At 61.8% G+C, this 18,628-nt stretch carries 16 protein-coding genes and 2 tRNA genes; 6 read left to right on the top strand and 12 right to left on the bottom strand.

The window, feature by feature from the left end; genetic code table 11:
• The first annotated feature begins 92 nt into the window (after nucleotides 1-92).
• From aspS to E0L29_RS00965, 3 genes are all read left to right on the top strand, one after another.
• On the top strand, nucleotides 93-1,907 hold the full coding sequence (gene aspS / locus E0L29_RS00975; RefSeq protein WP_131353625.1) for an aspartate--tRNA ligase: 1,815 nt from the start codon (nucleotides 93-95) through the stop codon (nucleotides 1,905-1,907).
• Nucleotides 1,904-2,341 (top strand): DUF2141 domain-containing protein, encoded by a 438-nt coding sequence (locus E0L29_RS00970; RefSeq protein WP_242664227.1) that lies wholly within the window; start codon nucleotides 1,904-1,906, stop codon nucleotides 2,339-2,341. The genes aspS and E0L29_RS00970 overlap by 4 nt, the downstream gene beginning before the upstream one ends.
• Before the next feature lie 365 nt (nucleotides 2,342-2,706).
• Nucleotides 2,707-4,263, top strand: a complete 1,557-nt coding sequence (locus E0L29_RS00965; RefSeq protein ID WP_347564552.1) for an IS1634 family transposase — start codon at nucleotides 2,707-2,709, stop codon at nucleotides 4,261-4,263.
• Between the two features lie 383 nt (nucleotides 4,264-4,646).
• Here E0L29_RS00965 and E0L29_RS00955 read toward each other — a convergent pair whose 3' ends face one another.
• The 3 genes from E0L29_RS00955 to E0L29_RS00945 form a co-directional block, all read right to left on the bottom strand.
• Nucleotides 4,647-6,053 carry a radical SAM protein gene (locus E0L29_RS00955; RefSeq protein ID WP_131353621.1) on the bottom strand — a complete coding sequence of 469 codons (1,407 nt, stop codon included), beginning with the start codon at nucleotides 6,051-6,053 and terminating at the stop codon, nucleotides 4,647-4,649.
• A 146-nt stretch (nucleotides 6,054-6,199) separates the two neighbouring features.
• Nucleotides 6,200-6,652, bottom strand: coding sequence for a hotdog fold thioesterase (locus E0L29_RS00950; RefSeq protein WP_131353619.1), 453 nt, complete (start codon nucleotides 6,650-6,652; stop codon nucleotides 6,200-6,202).
• 63 nt (nucleotides 6,653-6,715) lie between these two features.
• Nucleotides 6,716-6,788, bottom strand: a tRNA-Gly gene (locus E0L29_RS00945).
• A 198-nt stretch (nucleotides 6,789-6,986) separates the two neighbouring features.
• Between E0L29_RS00945 and E0L29_RS00940 the strand changes: the two genes are divergently transcribed.
• Entirely contained in the window at nucleotides 6,987-7,271 is a 285-nt protein-coding gene (locus E0L29_RS00940; protein WP_131353617.1) for a hypothetical protein, read from the top strand.
• Between the two features lie 147 nt (nucleotides 7,272-7,418).
• Here E0L29_RS00940 and E0L29_RS00935 read toward each other — a convergent pair.
• From E0L29_RS00935 to E0L29_RS00900, 8 genes are all read right to left on the bottom strand, one after another.
• A tRNA-Met gene (locus E0L29_RS00935) sits at nucleotides 7,419-7,495 on the bottom strand.
• A 79-nt stretch (nucleotides 7,496-7,574) separates the two neighbouring features.
• A complete protein-coding gene (gene ispD, locus E0L29_RS00930) occupies nucleotides 7,575-8,294 on the bottom strand; it encodes a 2-C-methyl-D-erythritol 4-phosphate cytidylyltransferase (RefSeq protein WP_131353615.1) in 720 nt (239 codons plus the stop codon).
• A gap of 16 nt (nucleotides 8,295-8,310) precedes the next feature.
• A complete protein-coding gene (gene queA / locus E0L29_RS00925; RefSeq protein ID WP_131353613.1) occupies nucleotides 8,311-9,351 on the bottom strand; it encodes a tRNA preQ1(34) S-adenosylmethionine ribosyltransferase-isomerase QueA in 1,041 nt (346 codons plus the stop codon).
• A gap of 113 nt (nucleotides 9,352-9,464) precedes the next feature.
• Entirely contained in the window at nucleotides 9,465-12,626 is a 3,162-nt protein-coding gene (locus tag E0L29_RS00920) for a beta-phosphoglucomutase family hydrolase (protein ID WP_131353611.1), read from the bottom strand.
• A 48-nt stretch (nucleotides 12,627-12,674) separates the two neighbouring features.
• Nucleotides 12,675-13,937 carry a trehalose 6-phosphate synthase gene (locus E0L29_RS00915; RefSeq protein WP_131353609.1) on the bottom strand — a complete coding sequence of 421 codons (1,263 nt, stop codon included), beginning with the start codon at nucleotides 13,935-13,937 and terminating at the stop codon, nucleotides 12,675-12,677.
• Nucleotides 13,938-14,088: 151 nt separating this feature from the next.
• A complete protein-coding gene (tmk, locus tag E0L29_RS00910) occupies nucleotides 14,089-14,733 on the bottom strand; it encodes a dTMP kinase (RefSeq protein ID WP_131353607.1) in 645 nt (214 codons plus the stop codon).
• A gap of 20 nt (nucleotides 14,734-14,753) precedes the next feature.
• Nucleotides 14,754-15,464, bottom strand: coding sequence for an SDR family oxidoreductase (locus tag E0L29_RS00905; protein ID WP_131353605.1), 711 nt, complete (start codon nucleotides 15,462-15,464; stop codon nucleotides 14,754-14,756).
• 8 nt (nucleotides 15,465-15,472) lie between these two features.
• The gene (locus E0L29_RS00900) at nucleotides 15,473-16,165 is read right to left on the bottom strand and encodes a zinc metallopeptidase (protein WP_131353603.1); all 693 of its coding nucleotides are present in this window, start codon (nucleotides 16,163-16,165) and stop codon (nucleotides 15,473-15,475) included.
• Nucleotides 16,166-16,493: 328 nt separating this feature from the next.
• Here E0L29_RS00900 and E0L29_RS00895 point away from each other — a divergent pair, with 328 nt between their 5' ends.
• Both E0L29_RS00895 and E0L29_RS00890 read left to right on the top strand, forming a co-directional pair.
• A complete protein-coding gene (locus E0L29_RS00895; RefSeq protein ID WP_131353601.1) occupies nucleotides 16,494-17,264 on the top strand; it encodes a slipin family protein in 771 nt (256 codons plus the stop codon).
• An 11-nt stretch (nucleotides 17,265-17,275) separates the two neighbouring features.
• A complete protein-coding gene (locus E0L29_RS00890) occupies nucleotides 17,276-17,734 on the top strand; it encodes a universal stress protein (RefSeq protein WP_131353599.1) in 459 nt (152 codons plus the stop codon).
• A gap of 93 nt (nucleotides 17,735-17,827) precedes the next feature.
• Here E0L29_RS00890 and rsmA read toward each other — a convergent pair whose 3' ends face one another.
• Nucleotides 17,828-18,619, bottom strand: coding sequence for a 16S rRNA (adenine(1518)-N(6)/adenine(1519)-N(6))-dimethyltransferase RsmA (gene rsmA, locus E0L29_RS00885; protein ID WP_131353597.1), 792 nt, complete (start codon nucleotides 18,617-18,619; stop codon nucleotides 17,828-17,830).
• Nucleotides 18,620-18,628 lie beyond the last annotated feature (9 nt).

Below are 18,628 nucleotides of genomic sequence, written 5' to 3'. Positions count from 1 at the left end.
GTTATGATTTAAGGCCAAAATTCCCGATATTCAGTCTTTCCGGCCGAGGCCGGCACAGCATATTCCAATCCCTACGACATCCCACATAGACCATGACGACAGCAGCAGGCGAAGCTATAGCCCTAAAAAACCGTTTCCGTTCCGACTACTGCGGCCAGCTCGGCTCCGGCTCGGAGGGAGCAGAGGTCCGGCTCGGCGGCTGGGTCCACCGCATCCGCGACCACGGCGGCCTCGTCTTCATCGACCTGCGCGACCATACCGGCATCTGCCAGCTCGTCGTCCAGCCCGAGGAGAAGGAGCTTTTCGAGGTCGCCAGCCATCTGCACGCCGAATCGGTCATCACGGTCGAAGGCCGGGTCGTGGACCGCTCGCCCGAGACCGTCAACCCCCGGCTCGCTTCCGGCTCGATCGAGGTCGTCGTCTCCTCGCTCGGTGTCGAAAGCCATGCCCGACCGCTTCCGTTCCCCGTGGCCGACGAAGTGCAGACCTCCGAGGAGCTCCGGCTCAAGTACCGCTTCGTCGACCTGCGCCGTGAAAAGATCCACGAGAACATCATCTTCCGCAGCAAGATCAGCGCGGCCATCCGCCGCTACCTCGAGGAGCGCCAGTTCATCGAGATCCAGACGCCGATCCTCACCTCCAGCTCGCCCGAAGGCGCCCGCGACTTCCTCGTGCCGAGCCGCCTGCATCCCGGCAAGTTCTACGCATTGCCGCAGGCTCCCCAGCAGTTCAAGCAGCTCCTGATGGTGGCCGGTTTCCCCCGCTACTTCCAGATCGCTCCCTGCTTCCGCGACGAAGACGCCCGTGCCGACCGCAGCCCCGGCGAGTTCTACCAGCTCGACATGGAGATGGCATTCATCGAGCAGGACGACCTGTTCGAGATCCTCGAGGGCATGTTCCGGCACCTGACCGAAACCATGTCGAAAAAGCGCATCGCCCAGTTCCCCTTCCCCCGCATCGCCTACCGCGAGGTGATGGACAGCTACGGCACCGACAAGCCCGACCTGCGCATCCCGCTCAAGATCGAGGACGTCACCTCGATGTTCACCGAGTCCGGATTCAAGGTCTTCGCCTCGAACACCAAACCCGGCCACGCCGTCAAGGCGCTCGTGCTCAAGGGGCGCGGCGGCGAGTCGCGTCTCTTCTACGACAAGGCCGAAAAGCGGGCCCGCGAGCTCGGTTCCGCCGGCCTTGCCTACATCCAGTTCCGCGAGGAGGGGCCGAAAGGTCCGATCGTGAAGTTCATGACCGAGCCGGAGCTCGAGGCCATGAAGCAGCAGCTCGGCCTCGAGCAGGGCGACGTGGTCTTCTTCGCCGCCGGCAAATGGGAGGCGGCCTGCAGGATCATGGGCGGCATGCGCACCTACTTCGGCGACCTCTTCACCCTCGATCCCGACGAGCTCTCCTTCTGCTGGATCGTCGACTTCCCGATGTTCGAGTACAACGAGGAGCTGAAGAAGATCGACTTCTCCCACAACCCGTTCTCCATGCCGCAGGGCGAGATGGAGGCGCTCGAGACGATGGACCCGCTCGACATCCTCGCATACCAGTACGACATCGTCTGCAACGGCATCGAGCTCTCCAGCGGCGCCATCCGCAACCACAAGCCGGAGATCATGTACAAGGCCTTCGAGATCGCCGGCTACAGCAGCCGCGAGGTCGACCAGCGCTTCGGCCACATGATCGAGGCCTTCAAGCTCGGCGCCCCGCCCCACGGCGGCATCGCTCCAGGGCTCGACCGCCTGGTGATGATCCTGCGCGACGAGCAGAACATCCGTGAGGTCATCGCCTTCCCGATGAACCAGCAGGCCCAGGATCTCATGATGTCGGCCCCGTCGGAGGTCTCTATGGAGCAGCTCCGCGAGCTGAGCATCCGCCTCGACCTTCCCGAAGAAGAGAAGCAGTGAGGCTGACGGCCGCAGCGCTCCTCTTCTGTGTCTCCTTTCTCCTCCCCCTGCCCGCCAGGGCGGAGGAGAGGGGAGCGGTCTCGGTCCGGGTCTCCGGCGTCGAGGGCGGGGAGGGCCGGCTCGTCGTTCTTCTTTTCGACAACAGGAAAGGCTTCCCCGTAAAGACCGACCGGGCGCTCCGGCGCCTCTCCGTTCCGGCTTCGCTCCATGCGGTCAGCATCGGTCCCGTTCCCTACGGCACCTACGCCGTCAGCGTCTTCCACGACGAGGACGCGGGCGGAAAGCTCGACGCCAACTTCCTCGGCATGCCCCGGGAGGGTGTCGGCACCTCCAACAACCCCCGAACCTCGTTCGGCCCGCCCACCTTCAGGGACGCTTCGTTCCAGCTCGATACGCCTGTGAAGGAGATCGAAATCTCCCTCCGCTACCTCTAGGCGGGGGCGACGTCTGCCAGGAACTTCGATTGGAGTGGCAGGAGAGATCTCCCTGTTATTGCTCCTGAAGATCTCCGGGGTGATTTGACGTGTCTCGGTACCAAGCATACCCAATAGCACACCCATTTGCACCCATTTCCAGGTTGTTGGCAGTCGGGGCTCAGGGTGATTTCCGTGTGCGCATAATTCACCATACCAGCCTGATCGCATGCGGATATGCATACATGCATGCACAGTTCACGCGCCCCTTATCCGACCGGTTTTCTTCCTGACTTCGCCACATTGACCCTGTTTTCGAGTCTCTGAAAAATAAGTCATTATTTTTCAGAGACTTAAGTTTTTCTGGGGTTCGGGTATCCGCACTAATGGTATCTTCCTCCATGCGCGGAGACTTGACAATCAGAACAGTTAAGACTAAATCTGGGGCAACAGCCGTCCAGGTTGTCCAGAACAAGGGGAAACAACGCTCTTCCCTCAAGCACATCGGCAGTGCCCATACCGAGCACGATCTTGAGTTGCTGATGACCGAGGCCCGAGAGTGCGCTGAAGCCCACTGCCGGCAACCGAATCTCTTTGCCGAAACTCCGCCAGAACCATCCCCGTCAACGCTCGCCAGCGTTCTCGCTCAGACCAGGCTTGTCGGTATTACCCATCAGTTTGCGCGTCGAGTTCTGCTTGCCTGTGCCCGGAAATGCGGCCTCGGCGACCTAAACGAACTCTATCTTGACCTGGCGCTCATGCGCATCATCGAGCCGGCATCGAAGCTGAAGACGCTGGAATTGCTGGAGCGCTATTTCAGCGTTCGATACGTCGAACGAACGGCCTACCGCATGCTCTCCAAACTCATCGAGCATCAGGCAGCAATCGAGACGGCAGCGATTCAGACCGCCCGTGAAGACATGCAGGAGACGTTCAGTCTGGTGCTCTACGACGTCACCACGCTCTACTTCGAGTCCTTCAAGGAGTACGACTTCCAGAAACCGGGATTCTCCAAGGACAACAAGCCGATGCAGCCGCAGATCGTCGTCGGTCTCATCACCACACGTTCAGGGTTTCCGGTCATGCACGAGGTGTTCGAAGGCAACACCTTCGAAGGCCATACCATGCTTGCCGTCGTGAAGCGGCTTCAGGAAAGGGTCGGCGAAACCAAACCGGTGATCGTTGCCGATGCCGCCATGCTCTCGAAAACCAATATGCAGGAACTGGAAAAGGAAGGGTACTGCTACATCGTTGGCGCCCGACTGGCAAGCACAACCGCGGGCTTCATCGATCTGATCGATCGAACGCTGCCCCGTACGGACAAGGCTCTGAGGCGCTTCGACTACGGCCACTCCGTCAAGAACGCCGCCATGATCTGCGAGTTCTCCGACGCCCGCTACAGGAAGGATAAGCGCGAGTTCGACAAGCAGGTCAAGCGTGCGCTTGACCTGCTTGAACGTAACGAGCCCGGTCGGCGGGCCAAGTTCGTCAAGAAGTCCAAAGAGAAGGACAAGTCGTTCATTTTCGATACGGCACTGCAGGCCAAAACGGAGAAGCTGCTCGGCGTGAAGGGCTTCGTTACGAACATTCCGGAAGAGACGATGTCGAGTACGGACGTGATCTCATACTACCGCGATCTCTGGCATGTGGAGCAGGCGTTTCGCATGAGCAAGTCGGACCTGCAGGCAAGGCCGATCTTCCATCGAACCCAGGACTCCATCAAAGCCCACATGCTTGTCTGCTTCATGGGCCTCATGATGGGCAAATACCTGGAGATCAATACGGGGCTGTCGTTAAGGAAAATCCGTGAAGAGCTCTGGAAGGTGCACGAAGCGCAGATACTCGATCAGAGAACCGGCGAGGTGCACGTGATGCAGATGGAGACGAGCGAACTTACCAACAGCCTGCTTGAAAAGATTGGGGTTCCAGAGCATCCGCACTAAATGGCGAACTCAGGACATGCATGCACAGTTCACGCGCCCCTTATCCGACCGGTTTTCTTGAATCTTGCGTTCCTTTCCCGTCCCGTGCGGTTTGACAAAACGGAGGTGTTTATGCGGGTGAATGTATGCAGTGTCGGCGGTTCGGGAGGCATTGTCTTTCCCCGGGGAGGTGCTCTCTCTTACTGAAACCTCTTCAGGGTATCGCCTCACGCCCTGCCGGGAGGAGTTCACAGCACCGATGGATTTGGCGCGTGCGGGCATGTTCCGCTACCGGAGCGCCTTTCGTGAGCTCGCCTGCTGAAAGGCCCTCTCCGGCCGTAACGAAAAAAGGCGGTCTGCATGACCGCCCTTCCATCTTATCGTTCATTCCGTATTCGCTCTCCCTACAGGTAGATCTCCGGTGTGAGGCGGCGGGTGAAGCGGTTCATCATGAAGTTGGCGAGCCATACCCAGTTGAGGGGCTTGCCCTGCATGCGGCGCATGATGGCCCTGCCCTTGTAGACCTCTTGCTGGAGCTTGACGAAGTTCTTCAGGAAGGTCTCTCCGCCCATGCCTTTGGGTTCGAACATGTAGTGGTAGGTGTCGTACTTGTCCCAGTCGAAGTGGCGGATGCGGGGCTTCATTTCCTCGAAGTAGGGAGTGCCGGGAAAGGGGGTCACGAGCGAGAAGACGGGGAACTCGATGCGGTTCTTCATGATGAAGTCGTAGGTGAGCTGGAAGCTCTCCTCGCTGTCGTTGTCGAAGCCGAACATGAAGTAGCCCTGGATGGCGATGCCGTTCTGATGCAGGTTCCGGACCACCGTCTCGTAGTTGCCGAGGCGGTTGGAGCCCTTGTGGACGCTCTTGATCGTTTCTGGGTTGAGCGACTCGAAGCCGATCGAGAGCAGGTCGCAGCCGCTGCGGCCTGCCAGTTCGGCCACTTCCGGCTTGTCGAGGAAGTTCATCGAGATGTTGGCGTTCCAGCGGATGCCGATTTTCGACATCTCCTCGAGCAGCGTCAGGAAGTACTTCGGCCTGAAGCTGATGTTGTCGTCCATGAAGGAGAAGTTGGCGTTCTTCTTCCCGATGCGTTCCTGGTGGTAGCGCATCTCCTCGAGCACCAGGTCGATCTCGCGGTAGCGGAAGCTCTTGCCGTAGATGGTCGGGGTGGTGCAGAAGTTGCAGCCGACCGGGCACCCCTTGGTGGCCAGAATCGGAATCCGCGAGCTGTACTTCTTCGCGTTCTTCGCTCCGAGCGCGTAGCTGAAGTCCGGGCGGTGCATGTGCTCCATCGGCTTGAGCTCCGTGGCGTGGTAGAGGGGCTTCATGCGGCCCCTGAGGAGGTCGGTGGCCAGCTCCGTCCAGACGGACTCGATCTCGCCGTAGACGACGCTTGTGCAGTGCGATGAGGCTTCGCCGTGAAGCATGGTCGGGTGGACGCCGCCGAGGATGACGGTCTTTCCCTGGCGGAGCGCCCGGTCTCCGATGCTGTAGGCTTTCGTTGCGTTCAGGGTGCGGGAGGTGACGGCCACGACGTCGTAGCCGGAGAAATCTTCCGGTACGCTCTCTCCGAGCCGTTCGTCGATGAAGGTGACCTCGAACAGCTGTCCGACGAGGGTCGCCACCATGATGAGGTTCAGCGGCATGCTGACGGTGCCGGAGTCGACCATCATGCTCGTGCCGCTCTTCGGCTGGATCAAAAGCCACTTCTTCCTTGTCTTCTGCTCGCGGACCAGCTGCTGGAGGACGGTTTCCGGGGAGATGGCGGAGGCGGAAGAGGCGGTGAGCGGTTCAGCTTGTACGGTCTGCATACCCTGACTACGACAGATGAGGTGAAACGGCCTGAATGGAGCGTGTGCTAAGGAACCTGCAATTTAGAAAAAGTTTCGTTAAAAAGCGCCCCCGGAGGGTCCGGGAAGCGCTCTTTCATAACGGCGGCGGCGGATTGCGGGGGGATTCAGGCCTTCGCGTCGTCCTTTTTCAGGACGGCGACGGTGAAGCGGCTGACGCAGGTGAGCTTGCCTTCCTCGTTTTTGAGCCGGATGTCCCAGACCTGGGAGGCTCGGCCGAGATGGAGCGGGCGTGCGGTGGCGTAGATCCAGCCGCTCCTGGTGGGGCGGATGTGGTTGGCGTTGATCTCCTGGCCGACGATGTAGAACTTCTCGCGGTCCACGCAGTAGGAGGCGGCGATGCTGCCGACCGTTTCGGCCAGCGCCAGGGATGCTCCCCCGTGGAGGATGCCGATGCGCTGGATGGTGCGATGGTCGACCGGCATGCGGGCCGTCATGAAGTCGGGCCCCGTTTCGACCATTTCGATGCCGATGTGTCGGGCCATCTGGCCGTCTACGATCTGCGTGCGGTTGATCTCCTCGGCGCTGACGGCGCCAACGAATACGGATGGCTGGCTCATGGGCGTATCGGTGTGGTTAGGGGGGGGGAGTGCGTGACTGACGCAAAAGGGAATCGGAGTGTGAGCGGGTGACGAGATTCGAACTCGCGACATTTTGCTTGGGAAGCAAACACTCTACCAACTGAGTTACACCCGCTTCTGGTGGTAAGAGAGCGCGCGAACACCCTCCTCTTTCAGACTTCACTGGCGGTTTCTTCGATATCGGATACCTCACCGCTTCGTGCCAACCAATATCGCACTTTTTTTAAAAAAACCGTTCGCTTTTTTTATCGCTTTGAGAAGTTTCGCCAATGCTGTTGCGGCAGTTTCTCTCTATTGCGATTACCCTTGCACGATGGTATGGGTCTGGCGGGTGCAGGAGCGGTACGGGCTGAAGGTGCTGGCCGAGCGGATCTGGACCAGGGAGAAGATCGAGGCCTACCGGATCACGGACAGCGGCATGGAGCCGGAGAGCCTTGTCGACAAGCCCAAGCCGGTCGGGATGGTGCCGGTGGTGTGTCATTACGGGCGGAGCCTCGTCATTCAGTATCCGGAGAAGTTCGAGCTACGGGATCGGCAGCAGGATTTGAGCCTGTTGAAGGAGGACGCGCAGTTGCAGGAGATCAAGAGGGAAATTTGAGGGGGGCAACCCGAACCGTAGCGTACTGTATCGGTTTCCTCTTAAGTATATGGCAAGGTGGCAAACGGCGGCGGGAGCCATACACGCGAAAACCCCTGCTGAATCAGGGGCTTTCGGTGTTTTGCCTGTGGGGGGCAAACTGGCGGTTGGTGGTGAGAGAGGGAGTTGAACCCTCGACCTCAGGGTTATGAATCCTGTGCTCTAACCAACTGAGCTACCTCACCATTTCCGGGCTGATAATATACGACAGCCCGCGTAATAAACAAATCCAATCTGCCTTTTTTCCCTCTTCTGCCGCCCCCTTCAGCCCTCTTCCCGGAGCGAGCGGTAGATCGCCTCGGCGACGCCGATGTCCTCGGGGGTCGTGATCTTGATGTTGTGGTAGCCGGTCTCGTAGATCCTGACGGGGTTTTCGGGGAAATAGCGCTCGACGAGCGCGGCATCGTCGGTGGCGTACCAGCCCTCTTCGGCCGCCTTCGTGTGCGCCTCAACCAGCAGTTCGGTACGGAACCCCTGGGGGGTCTGCACCTGGAGGAGCTTCGAGCGGTCGAGCGTGGCGCCGAAGTAGCGGGGGTCGTCGCCGACGAACTTGATGGTGTCCTTCGGGCGGTTGGCCGGGACGCAGGCTCCCGATTCGAGCGAGAGCCGGACGATCTCGTCGATTTCCGAGGGGCGGATGAAGGGGCGCGCACCGTCGTGGACGAGGATGGCCTCCGCCTCGCTGCCGCTTTCGGCGATCGCCCTCACGCAGTTGCCGACCGAGTCCTGGCGCTCCGCGCCGCCCTCGAGGACGTGGCGGACCTTCCCGAAGCCGGCCTTGAGGGCCATCTCCCGGAGCAGTTCGATGCTCTCCGCTTTCGTTGCGATGTAGACTTCCCCGACGAGCTCCGCTTCCTCGAAGGCGCGGAGGGTGTGGTGGATGACCGGCAGCCCTCCGATCTCGAGCAGCTGCTTGCTTTTGCCGCCCGGCAGCCGCATCCGTTTTCCCGCGCCGCTGGCGGCGATGATGGCGATGGCCTTCACGTGTTCCAGGTACTGCTTAGTGGATGAACATGGCGTCCCCGTAGGCGAGGAACTTGTAGTCGTTTTTCAGCGCGACCTTGTAGGCGTCCATGAGGAGCCGGTGCTCGGCGAACGCGCTGACGACCATGAGGAGCGTCGTCTCCGGCTGCTGGAAGTTCGTCAGGAGGGCGTCGGTCACCTTGAACTGGTAGGGCGGATAGATGAACTTGTCGGTCCATCCCTGGCCGAACTTGATTTTGCCGTCGACGGTGGCATTGGCCTCCAGCACGCGGCAGGTGGTGGTGCCGACCGCGATGACGCGTCCGCTCTTCTTGATCTTCGTCTCGTTGATCTCCATGGCGGTCTGGTAGGGAATATTGAAATATTCCGAATCCATCTTGTGCTTGGAGACGTCCTCGACCTCGATCGCGCTGAAGGTGCTCAGGCTCGGGTGGAGGGTGATCGGCAGGATCTTCACGCCCATCTTCTTGATCTTCTCGAGCAGCGGCATCGTGAAGTGCATGCCCGCCATCGGGGCTACGACCGAACCGGTCTGGCTCGCATAGACGGTCTGGTAGTTCTCCTTGTCCGCATCCTTGGCCTTCCTCGTGAAGTAGGGCGGGAGGGGGACGGTGCCGATGCGGTCGACGAGGCTGAAGACGTCGATCTCGGGGTTGAGGAAGCGGATGGTGCGGCCTCTCGAGGTGGTGTTGTCGACCACTTCGGCCACGACGTCCTCGTCGAAGTAGATCTTGTTGCCGACCCGGACCTTGCGGGCGGGGTCGACGAGCACGTCCCAGAGTCCTGCCTCGCGGTTGAGCACCCGAAGCAGGAAGACCTCGATCTTGGCGTCGGTCTTCTCCTTCTGGCCGAAGATCTTGGCCGGAAAGACCCTGCTGTTGTTGAGGATGAGGAGGTCGCCCTTCCTGAAGTAGGAGGCGATGTCCTCGAAGACCTTGTGCTCGATGTCCTTCTTGCGTCGGTTGAGCACCATCATCTTGCATGAATCCCGCGGTTCAGCGGGATGGTCGGCGATCCGGGTCTTCGGCAGGGTGTAGCGGAAATTTGATAGGCGCATATGCTTTCGTGCGATAGAACTGCTGGAAAGAAAAAATCATAATAGGGGTTTGACGCCAAAAATACAAAACCGGGGCAGCTCATGGAGTCGGCCCCGGTTTTGCGACGTTTCCCTTAGCTCTCCCTGCAGGGCTTGCCCTGCGTGAGGGTGACCTCTCTGCCGTTGATGGCGGCTGCGGCTTCGCCCGCGGGGGAGTCGATGAGGGTGAGGGTGGTTTTCGACCGCTCGATCTCCACCGCGTAGAGGCTGCCGCGGAAGGCGACCTTCATCGAGAGCTTTTTCCAGCGCGCCGGAAGGTTGGGCGTTACCTCGAGCCGTTCGCCGTCGAAGGAGATGCCGGCGAAGAAGCGGGTGACGGTATCGAGCGTCCCGGCCATGACGCCGCAGTGGATGCCCTCCTGGGTGGTGCCGCCCTGGGTGTCGCGGATGTCGCTCTTCAGCGCTTCGCTGAACCAGTTCCATGCGGTCTCGTCGCCACCTTCGAGGTAGCCGGAGATGATGCAGTGGACCACCTTGCTGAGGGTCGAGCCGTGGCTGGTGCGGGGTTCGTAGTAGTCGTAGTTCTCGCGCACGAGCACGGCCGGGTCCACGTGGCCGTAGCCGTTCTCTTCGATGATGCGGGCGACTTCGGCGGGAGGCAGGGTGTAGAAGGTCATCAGCACGTCGGGCTGCTTGGCGACCTTGTAGTTGTCCGGGCTGTCGCCCTCCGCCTTGAGGATGCGGTCCATGCGGTGGATGTTCGGGTACTTCTGGCGGTAGTGCGCCCAGTCGAGCTCCCGGAGCCCCATGTAGCCGTCGAACTGCTCGATGATGCCGTTCTTGTCGACGGGAATGGTCATGTTGCGGCTGATGGTGCGCCAGAGCTCGATCTCGTCGAAGCCGAGCTGCATCTTCTCCATGAGCGCGCTGAGGGCCGGCCCTTCGATCTTCTCGGTGACCTCGACCGCCTTTTCCAGAAGCCAGGCCGTCATGATGTTGGTGTAGGCGTTGTCCTTCACCCCTTCTCGTCCGCTTCCGGGAAGCGCCTCGTGGAACTCGTCGGGACCCATGACGTCCTCGATGTGGTACTTGCCGGATTCAGCCGAGCTGTGGGCGATGGAGGCCCAGAAGCGGGCGATCTCGAGCATCAGCTCCGCACCTTCGGCGTTGAGGAAGACGTTGTCGCCGCTGTCGTGCACGTAGCGCCAGGTATTGTAGAAGACGGCGATGGAGACGTGGCGCTGCTTGCGGCTGAGGTCGGGGCCCCAGGTGCCGCTGGCGGGGTTGAAGTGCAGGATCTGCGTATCCTCCAGTCCGTCGTCGGCGGTCTGCCAGGGGAACATGGCTCCGCTGTAGCCGTTCTCGCGGGCGTACTCCCTGGCTGCGGCGAGCCGGCGGTAGCGGTACATGAGCAGCGCCTTGGAGATCTCCGGGAAGTGGCTGTTGAAGAAGGGGAGGATGAAGATCTCGTCCCAGAAGATGTGGCCGCGGTAGGATTCTCCGTTCAGGCCGCGGGCCGGCATGCCGGCGTCGATCGAGGGGTTGTGCGGCGAGGCGGTGCCCATCATGTGGTAGATGTGCAGGCGCAGCACCTTCTGGCTGAACCGGTCGCCCTCTACCTGCATGTCGGCACGCTCCCAGATGGCGGCCCATGCCGCGCGGTGCGCCTCCATGAGCTCGTCGAACGAGCCGGCACCCTTGAGGGTTGCCGCGGCGGCCTCCGCCGGAGGCGCAGCGGCGCCGGTATCGAGCGAGGTATGGATGGCGACGGTTTTCTCGATCGTGGCGCTCCTGTCGGGGGTGAGCTCGAGCGTGAACGACTCGCCGACGTAGCGGGTCTTGCGGATCGGGGTGCGCTCGGTCTCCTGCTCCTTGCCGTGCGAGAGCACGCGGGTGCGGGCCGCGGTGACGATGTCGTACTTGGAGACGCTGGTGCGGACGTGCAGCATCATCTGGCCGTTCCCGCAGGAGCCGGAGACCTCCTCGAGGTGGTCGGAGGCCAGTTCGCTGTAGCGGGCGACGCCTTTGTTCTCGACGGTGCCGTCGATCATCGTCTGGAACTCGACCGGTGCGCTGTAGTTGACCGGGCGCAGGGTGAAGCGGAGTGCGACGAGGTGCGGGTCCGCCATGCTCGCCAGGCGTCGGCTCGTGATGCGCGAGATCCGTCCGAGGTTGTCCTGGACGACCATCTCACGTTCCATCACGGCGCTTTCCATGTCGAGGTTCTGGCGGTAGCTGAGGATCTTCTGCTCCATCGGGTCGATGAGCTCGCCTCCGCCGATGCGGAAGCGCACGGGGAGCCAGTTCGGCGCGTTGACGAAGTCGTTGTTGAAGACCGTCTGGCCGTGGACCTTGGAGGGGAGGCGGTTGAAGACGCCGGCGATGTAGGTGCCGGGGTAGTGGTGGTCGGAGGCGTCCGCCCCCTCCCAGGCGCCGCGCACGCCGAGGTAGCCGTTGCCGATGGCGGTGAGGGTTTCGCGGAGCTTCTCCTCCTTCGGCTGGAATTCCGTGTAGGTGAGGTTCCAGCTTTCGTGGCGGAGGCCCTCCGTAAACCACTCCCTGATGCCGTCGATCGTGATCTCGCCGAGGTCGCGCACGACCACGTCGGCGCCCTGCTCACGGAGCTTCGAGCCGTCGATGTCGCGGGCGATGCCGAGCACCATGCCGAAGTTGCCGCGCGAGCCGGCCTGCACGCCCGAGATGGCGTCCTCGACCACCACGCACTCGTGCGGCTCAAGGCCGAGGTTCGAGGCTGCGGTGACGAAGATGTCGGGGTTGGGTTTGCCCTTCAGCCCGAGCTCGATTGAGACCTCGCCGTCGACGCGGGTCTCGAAGAGGTGTTCGAGGTTCGCAAGCTCGAGGATGAGCTTGCAGTTGCGGCTGGAGCTTGCGATTCCGATGCGGATGCCGTTTTCGATGAGCGACTGGATGAGCCGGACGGAGGTCTGGTAGACCTCGGGTCCCTCCCGCTTGAGGATCTCGGTGAAGACGATGTTCTTGCGGTTGCCGAGACCGCAGACGGTCTCCTTCTCGGGGATGTCGTCGAGCTCGCCGAAGGGCAGCTCGATGTCGCGGGACTCGAGGAAGCTCTTCACCCCCTCCATGCGCGGCTTGCCGTCGACGTAGCGGTGGTAGTCGTGCAGCGGATCGAAGGGGACGAACGGTTCGCTGTTGTCTTCCGAGTACTGCTTGAGGAAGGTGTTGAACATCGATTCCCAGGCCAGGCTGTGGACTTTGGCCGTTCCCGTGATGACACCGTCCAGATCGAATATCGCGCCTTTGAAGAGTGTGCTCATGCCGTGTAGTAAAGTATGATGGTTGTATGGTGCGGAAAAGAGTGAAAATCAGAGAGAGAGCAGGCCGAGGATGGTGAGCAGGATGTCCGGATAGGGCACCGTGATGCTCTTCGGGCAGATCTCCTGGACCTCTTTTTTGAGTTCGTGGTCGCGTGTGACGAAGATGGTCCAGACGTCGTCGAACATCTCCATGGCGGCCTTCAGCATCGGGATGTCGGAGGGGGTGTCGCCGCAGACGAGGATCGGGCCGCTGCTTCCCTCGAGGCCGAGCTCGCGGCTGATGAAGGCCAGTCCGTCGCCCTTGTCGAAATCCTTGATGAGGCTGTCGTTCTCGTCGACGTCGATGGTGAGGATGATCTCGATGTCGAGCCCGGTGTCCTCGATGCGGAAGTTCTTGCCCTCGGGGTCGATCTCGCGCACGATGCTCTTGACCTTTTCGAGGAAGGCCGAGGATTCGTCGTCGCGGATCGAGCTGCTGATGTCCTGGCGTGCGACGGTGGTCTGGCCGAACTTGATCTGCAGCGCCGAACCGATGAAGTTGAACTTCTCGAAGTCGGGATCCTGGAGCATCACCCGAAGGTGGTCGTTGAGCCGGTGGATAAGCTTCTGCTTGTCCTCCTCGATCGGGAAGCTGTTGAACTCGCCGTCCAGATCGATGAACTCCCTGCCTTTGGAGCCGGCATAGACGAAGGTGTGGCTCGGGTTGATCGAGACGTTCAGGATGCCGAAGTCCTTGAGCGGCGCCGAGGTGATGATGATCGGGTGCGTGCAGCAGTTCTTTGCGAAGCGCGAGAGGAAGACCGAGTTGTAGATCGGCTGGATGGAGGAGCGGTAGCGTCCGCAGTAGTTGTTGGTGGTGCCGTCGCGGTCGGTGATGAACGCGCTGAAATGCTTACCCTTGAGCATGTTCACGCCCTTGTTGACGTAGGCGCGGAACTCCGGCATGAACTTGGCCAGGTAGTCGATGAACTTGTCTTCGCCGTACTCGAGGTAGTAGATGTCCTTCTGCAGCTCGCGGATCTCGTAGGTGAGGTCCACCTCGATCTGCTTCATGCCGTCGAGCCGGAGCAGGCGGTGGCCGGTGTTGTCGTCGATGTAGATGGTCTCGAGCGAGTAGAGCGCGTTTTTCAGCGACTCGACGCAGGCCCTTCCGACGACCCGCTGCTTGATGATGTTGCGCACGATCGGCTCGCGCAGCTCCTTCGTTTCTGCCTTGAGGGTGTAAAGCTCCTTGAGGGTCCTGATGTCCTGCAGCGTGATGGGGGTGGTGCAGGTGGTCAGCTGGCGCTCTTTGAGGATGCTTTCGTGCATTGGCTTGCGGCGTATCGGGAAACGGTGGAAAGGAGAGGCGTTACAGATACACAATCTAAGCAAAATCCCGCCAAAATCGGCAGGATTGTTGGATAATTAACACAACGTCAACCCTTCTTCAGGGGTTCCCTGCAGGAAAGGGCCTGAGTGGCTATGATCCCTCGTCGAAGCGCTCCCTGAGGGATCTGACGATCTCCTGGTGGATTTCCTGCACCTTGAGGCGGGCGTTGATGCGCACGAATCGCTCGGGTTCGGCTTCGATGAGTTTCCGGTAGCCTTCGCGCACCTTGCGGTAGAATTCCAGGCCCGAACGCTCCATGCGGTCGAGCTCCTCGCTTTCGAAGGCCAGAGGCAGGGACTTTTCCGAGAACTTCCTGATCAGCGACTCCTCGGGCAGGATGTCGAGGTAGAAGGTGATGTCGGGGGAGAGGGCGCCGGTCGAGATCGAGATGACGGTGCGGAGCATTTCGATGTCGAGCCCCCGGCCGTAGCCCTGGTAGGCTGTGGTGGAGTCGAAGAACCGGTCGAGTATGACGGTCTGGCCCTGCTCGAGTGCCGGCCGCACCACTTCCGCCACCAGTTCGGCGCGGCTTGCCGAAAAGAGGAGCAGTTCGCCGACGGGGGTGATGTCGCTGCGGCTTTCGAGCAGGATCTGGCGTATCTTCTCGGCGACTTCCGTTCCTCCCGGCTCCCGCAGGGTGAGCACCTCGCGGCCTTTGTGCCTGAGGTGCGAGGCGAGTTTCTTGATCTGCGTGGATTTTCCTGCGCCGTCGATTCCCTCAAAGGTGATGAGCATGGCTGGCAAATGGTCTGGTGTTAGTGCGGCTGGCCGACGGGGCGTATCAGGAGTTCGTTGACGTCGACGTGCGGCGGCTGCTCGAGCGCGTAGCGGACCCCGCGGGCGATGTCTTCCGGCAGCAGTTCCGGCGTGCCGGGCTTCGGGATGCTCTCCCAGAAGGGGGTGTCGACCACTCCGGGCTCGACGAGGGTGACGCGCACGCCGGTTCCGGCCATCTCGTTGCGGATCGCCTGCGCCATGCCGGTGACGGCCCACTTGGTCGCCGAGTAGAGGTTGCGGATGGAGGTGATGCGCCCGACTACCGATCCGGTCAGGAGGAAGTGCCCCCTGCTCTTCACCAGTTCCGGCAGCGCCAGCCGGGCGGTCGCCGCGGCGCCGTACACGTTGACGAGCACCATCTCGCGCCACTCGTCCGGGCGGTCGGACCCGCCGTAGAAGCTCGAGCCTTTCGAGAATCCCGCGTTGGCGAAGACTGCATCGATCGAGCCGAACCGCTCGATCGTTTGCCGCACCATCCGCTCCTGTGCCTGCCAGTCCGAGACGTCGGTCGGGAGGGCGAGCGCGTGTTCAGTCCCGATCCGCCTGGCGAGCGCTTCGAGCTTCTCGCCGGATCGGGCCGCGAGCGCCACGTTCCAGCCCGCTTCGCTGAGCAGGACCGCTGTGGCTTCGCCGATGCCGCTCGAGGCTCCCGTGATGAGGATGGTCTTCCTCTCCCTTTTTTCCTTCATGGTGCCGTTCAGTTGCGGCGGTTCATGATGGAGAGGAAGTAGACGAGCTGCATGACGGCCTGCGCTGCGGCTGCCACGTAGGTGAGGGCCGCGGCGTCGAGCACCGCGCTGACTCCCTGCATCTCGGCAGGCGAGACGATGCCCTGCGAGACCAGGAGCGCCTTGGCGCGGCGGCTGGCGTCGATCTCGACCGGCAGGGTCACCAGCGCGAAGAGCGCCGTCGAGCCGAAGAGGATGATGCCCGCCCAGGCGAGCGTCGTGCCGAGGGTTCCGGCAAGGAACAGCCCCGCCATGAAGAGTATCGGGCCGATACTGCTGCCGATGGAGACGGCCGGCACCATGAGCGAGCGGACCTGCAGCGGGAAATAGTTGGTCTTGTCCTGCAGCGCGTGGCCGGCCTCGTGCGCCGCGACGCCGACGGCGGCGACGCTCGTCGCGTTATAGACCCCTTCGCTCAGGCGCAGGGCCTTGTGGCGGGGGTCGTAATGGTCGGAGAGCATGCCGCGGGTAGCCTCCACCGTGACCTGCGGGATGCCGCCGCGCTCGAGGATGCGCCGCGCCGCCTCGGCGCCGCTCATGCCGGTGCGGGTGCGGACCTGCGAGTATTTGTTGAATGCCGCCTTGACGCGGAACTGGGCCCAGAGGCCGAGCAGCATCGGGGGGAGTGCGTATATGAGATAGAGGGGATCGAAGTAAAACATGGTGGCTTATGGTGATGGTTCATCGGGTGCGTGCCGTGGTCCTTCGGGGCGGTTGCCGCAAGGGTGCCTGAAGAGCTGCGCCAACAGGAAAGAGAACAACTAAACATACTGATAAGTTTCTTTAATGTAAAGCGTAACTCGCTTCGGCGAAATAGGGTTTGCGGGGACTTGGAAGGGAACGCTTTACCTGCCATATTTACTTTTAGAGTACATGAACGCAGCGGTTGCTTTCATGTCAATGGCGTGCGCATCCCTCCGCGCACCGCTCAAGACGGTTTCTGCGGCGCGGAGGGTGCCGCCAAACAGCTGTTCCAGACCCACTCTATCCATGCTCTCCATGAACCTCTTCACGATTCTCATACTTCTCGTGGCCTTTCTGGCCTCCTCGGTCAAGATCCTCCGCGAGTACGAGCGCGCCGTGGTTTTCCGGCTCGGCCGGCTGCTCGGCTCAAAGGGCCCCGGCATGATCATCCTCATTCCCGGCATCGACAAGATGGTCAGGGTGGACCTGCGCACCGTCACGCTCGATGTCCCGCCGCAGGACATCATCACCCGTGACAACGTCTCGGTGAAGGTGAGCGCGGTGGTCTACTTCCGGGTGCTTGATCCCGTGAAGGCCATCCTCGACGTCGAGGACTTCCACTTCGCCACCTCGCAGCTCGCCCAGACCACGCTGCGCAGCGTCTGCGGGCAGGGGGAGCTCGACAACCTGCTGGCCGAGCGCGACGAGATCAACGAGCGCATCCAGTCGATCCTCGACAAGGACACCGCGCCCTGGGGTGTGAAGGTCAGCAAGGTGGAGGTGAAGGAGATCGACCTTCCCGAAGAGATGCGCCGGGCCATGGCCAAGCAGGCCGAGGCGGAGCGTGAGCGCCGCTCGAAGATCATCAACGCCGAGGGCGAGTTCCAGGCCGCCCAGCGCCTGGCCGACGCCGCCGCCGTCATATCGGCCGCCCCTTCGGCCCTGCAGCTCCGGTACCTGCAGACCCTGAAGGACATCGCGCAGGAGAACAACTCCACCACGGTCTTCCCGATCCCGATCGACCTGTTTTCCGTCTTCATGGAAAAAACCGGCCACGCTTCCCGCCCGACAACCTAACCCATCCAGCCATGTTCAAGATCAAGACCATCCTCTGTCCGGTTGATTTTTCGGACGCCTCGAAGAAGGCCGTGCGTTACGCCCAGGAGTTCGCCTCCGGCATGGGGGCCTCGCTGATGCTCCTCAACGTGGTGGAGCCCCGGCCGATGGCTGTCGACATCTCGCTCAACTACGTGCCGCTCGAAGAGGATCTCGAAAAGGCCGCCGAAGAGGACCTCCAGCAGCTGCTCGGCGAGCTCCGCGCCGCCGGTGTCAATGCCGATGGGGTGGTGCGCATCGGCAACCCCGCCGACATCATCCTCGAACGGGTGAACGAGCTCGACGTCAACCTCGTCATCATGGGCTCCCATGGAAAGAAGGGGCTCAGCCGGCTCCTGATGGGCAGCGTTGCCGAAACGGTCGTGCGCAGGGCCGGGTGCCCGGTGCTGATCGTCAAGGAGGAGGAGAAGGAGTTCATCGGAGAGGAGTGAGCCGCAACCGGTTCCGTTCCGGTGCAGGGGAGGGCTGGCGGCATGCATGTGCGCCGGCCCTCCTTTGTCGTTTCAGGCACTTGGTGCGCCAGCTCAGCCGGCCGGGAGCGGACGGACAAGCCCGAAGAGCTGCACGAGTTCCTCGACGCTGAGGGCTTCGGCCCTCAGTTTCAGGGTGGCTTCCCCGACCTCATCGAGGGCGTAAGTCTCCCTGAGGTTGTTCAGGAGGGTCTTGCGCCGCTGGTGGAAGGCCGTGCGCACGAAGCGGCTGAACCCTCTGGCGTCGTCCACCGGCGCTTCCGCCTTGGGCACCATGCTGATGACGGCGCTGTCGACGTTCGGCTGCGGGCGGAACACCTTGCGGCCGACCTTGAAGAGGTAGCGGATCTCCGAGAAGGCCTGCAGCTGCACGGCCAGGATCCCGTACTCTTTCGTCGAGGGTGCGGCTACGAGCCGCGCGGCCACCTCGTGCTGCATCATGAGGGTCGCCGACATGATGGCGGAGCGGTTCTCCAGCAGCTTGAAGAGGATCGGGGTGGTGATGGAGTAGGGGATGTTGCCGAGTACCCTCAGGGGGCCTTCGGCGGCCAGCGCCAAGAGGTCCACCTCGAGGAAGTCGGCCTCCAGGAGGTGCAGTTGCGGGTACTCTTCGCGGATGAAGGCGGCCAGCGCACGGTCCTTCTCGACCACCGTGAAGGAGGGCGCCACCTCGAGGATCTCGCGCGTCAGCGCCCCGAATCCCGGGCCGATCTCAAGAATCCTGTCTGAGGGGCCGGCACCCGAGAGGGCGACGATCTTGCGCGTGATGTTGCGGTCGGTGAGGAAGTTTTGCCCCAGTTTTTTTTTTACCGCTATTTCTGTATGCTTATATTCAACTTTCGTCATGGGGGGCTT

The organism is Chlorobium sp. N1 (genome assembly GCF_004332115.1).
In the GTDB taxonomy this organism is placed as follows: domain Bacteria; phylum Bacteroidota; class Chlorobiia; order Chlorobiales; family Chlorobiaceae; genus Chlorobium.
This window is presented reverse-complemented; position numbering and strand designations above follow the sequence as displayed.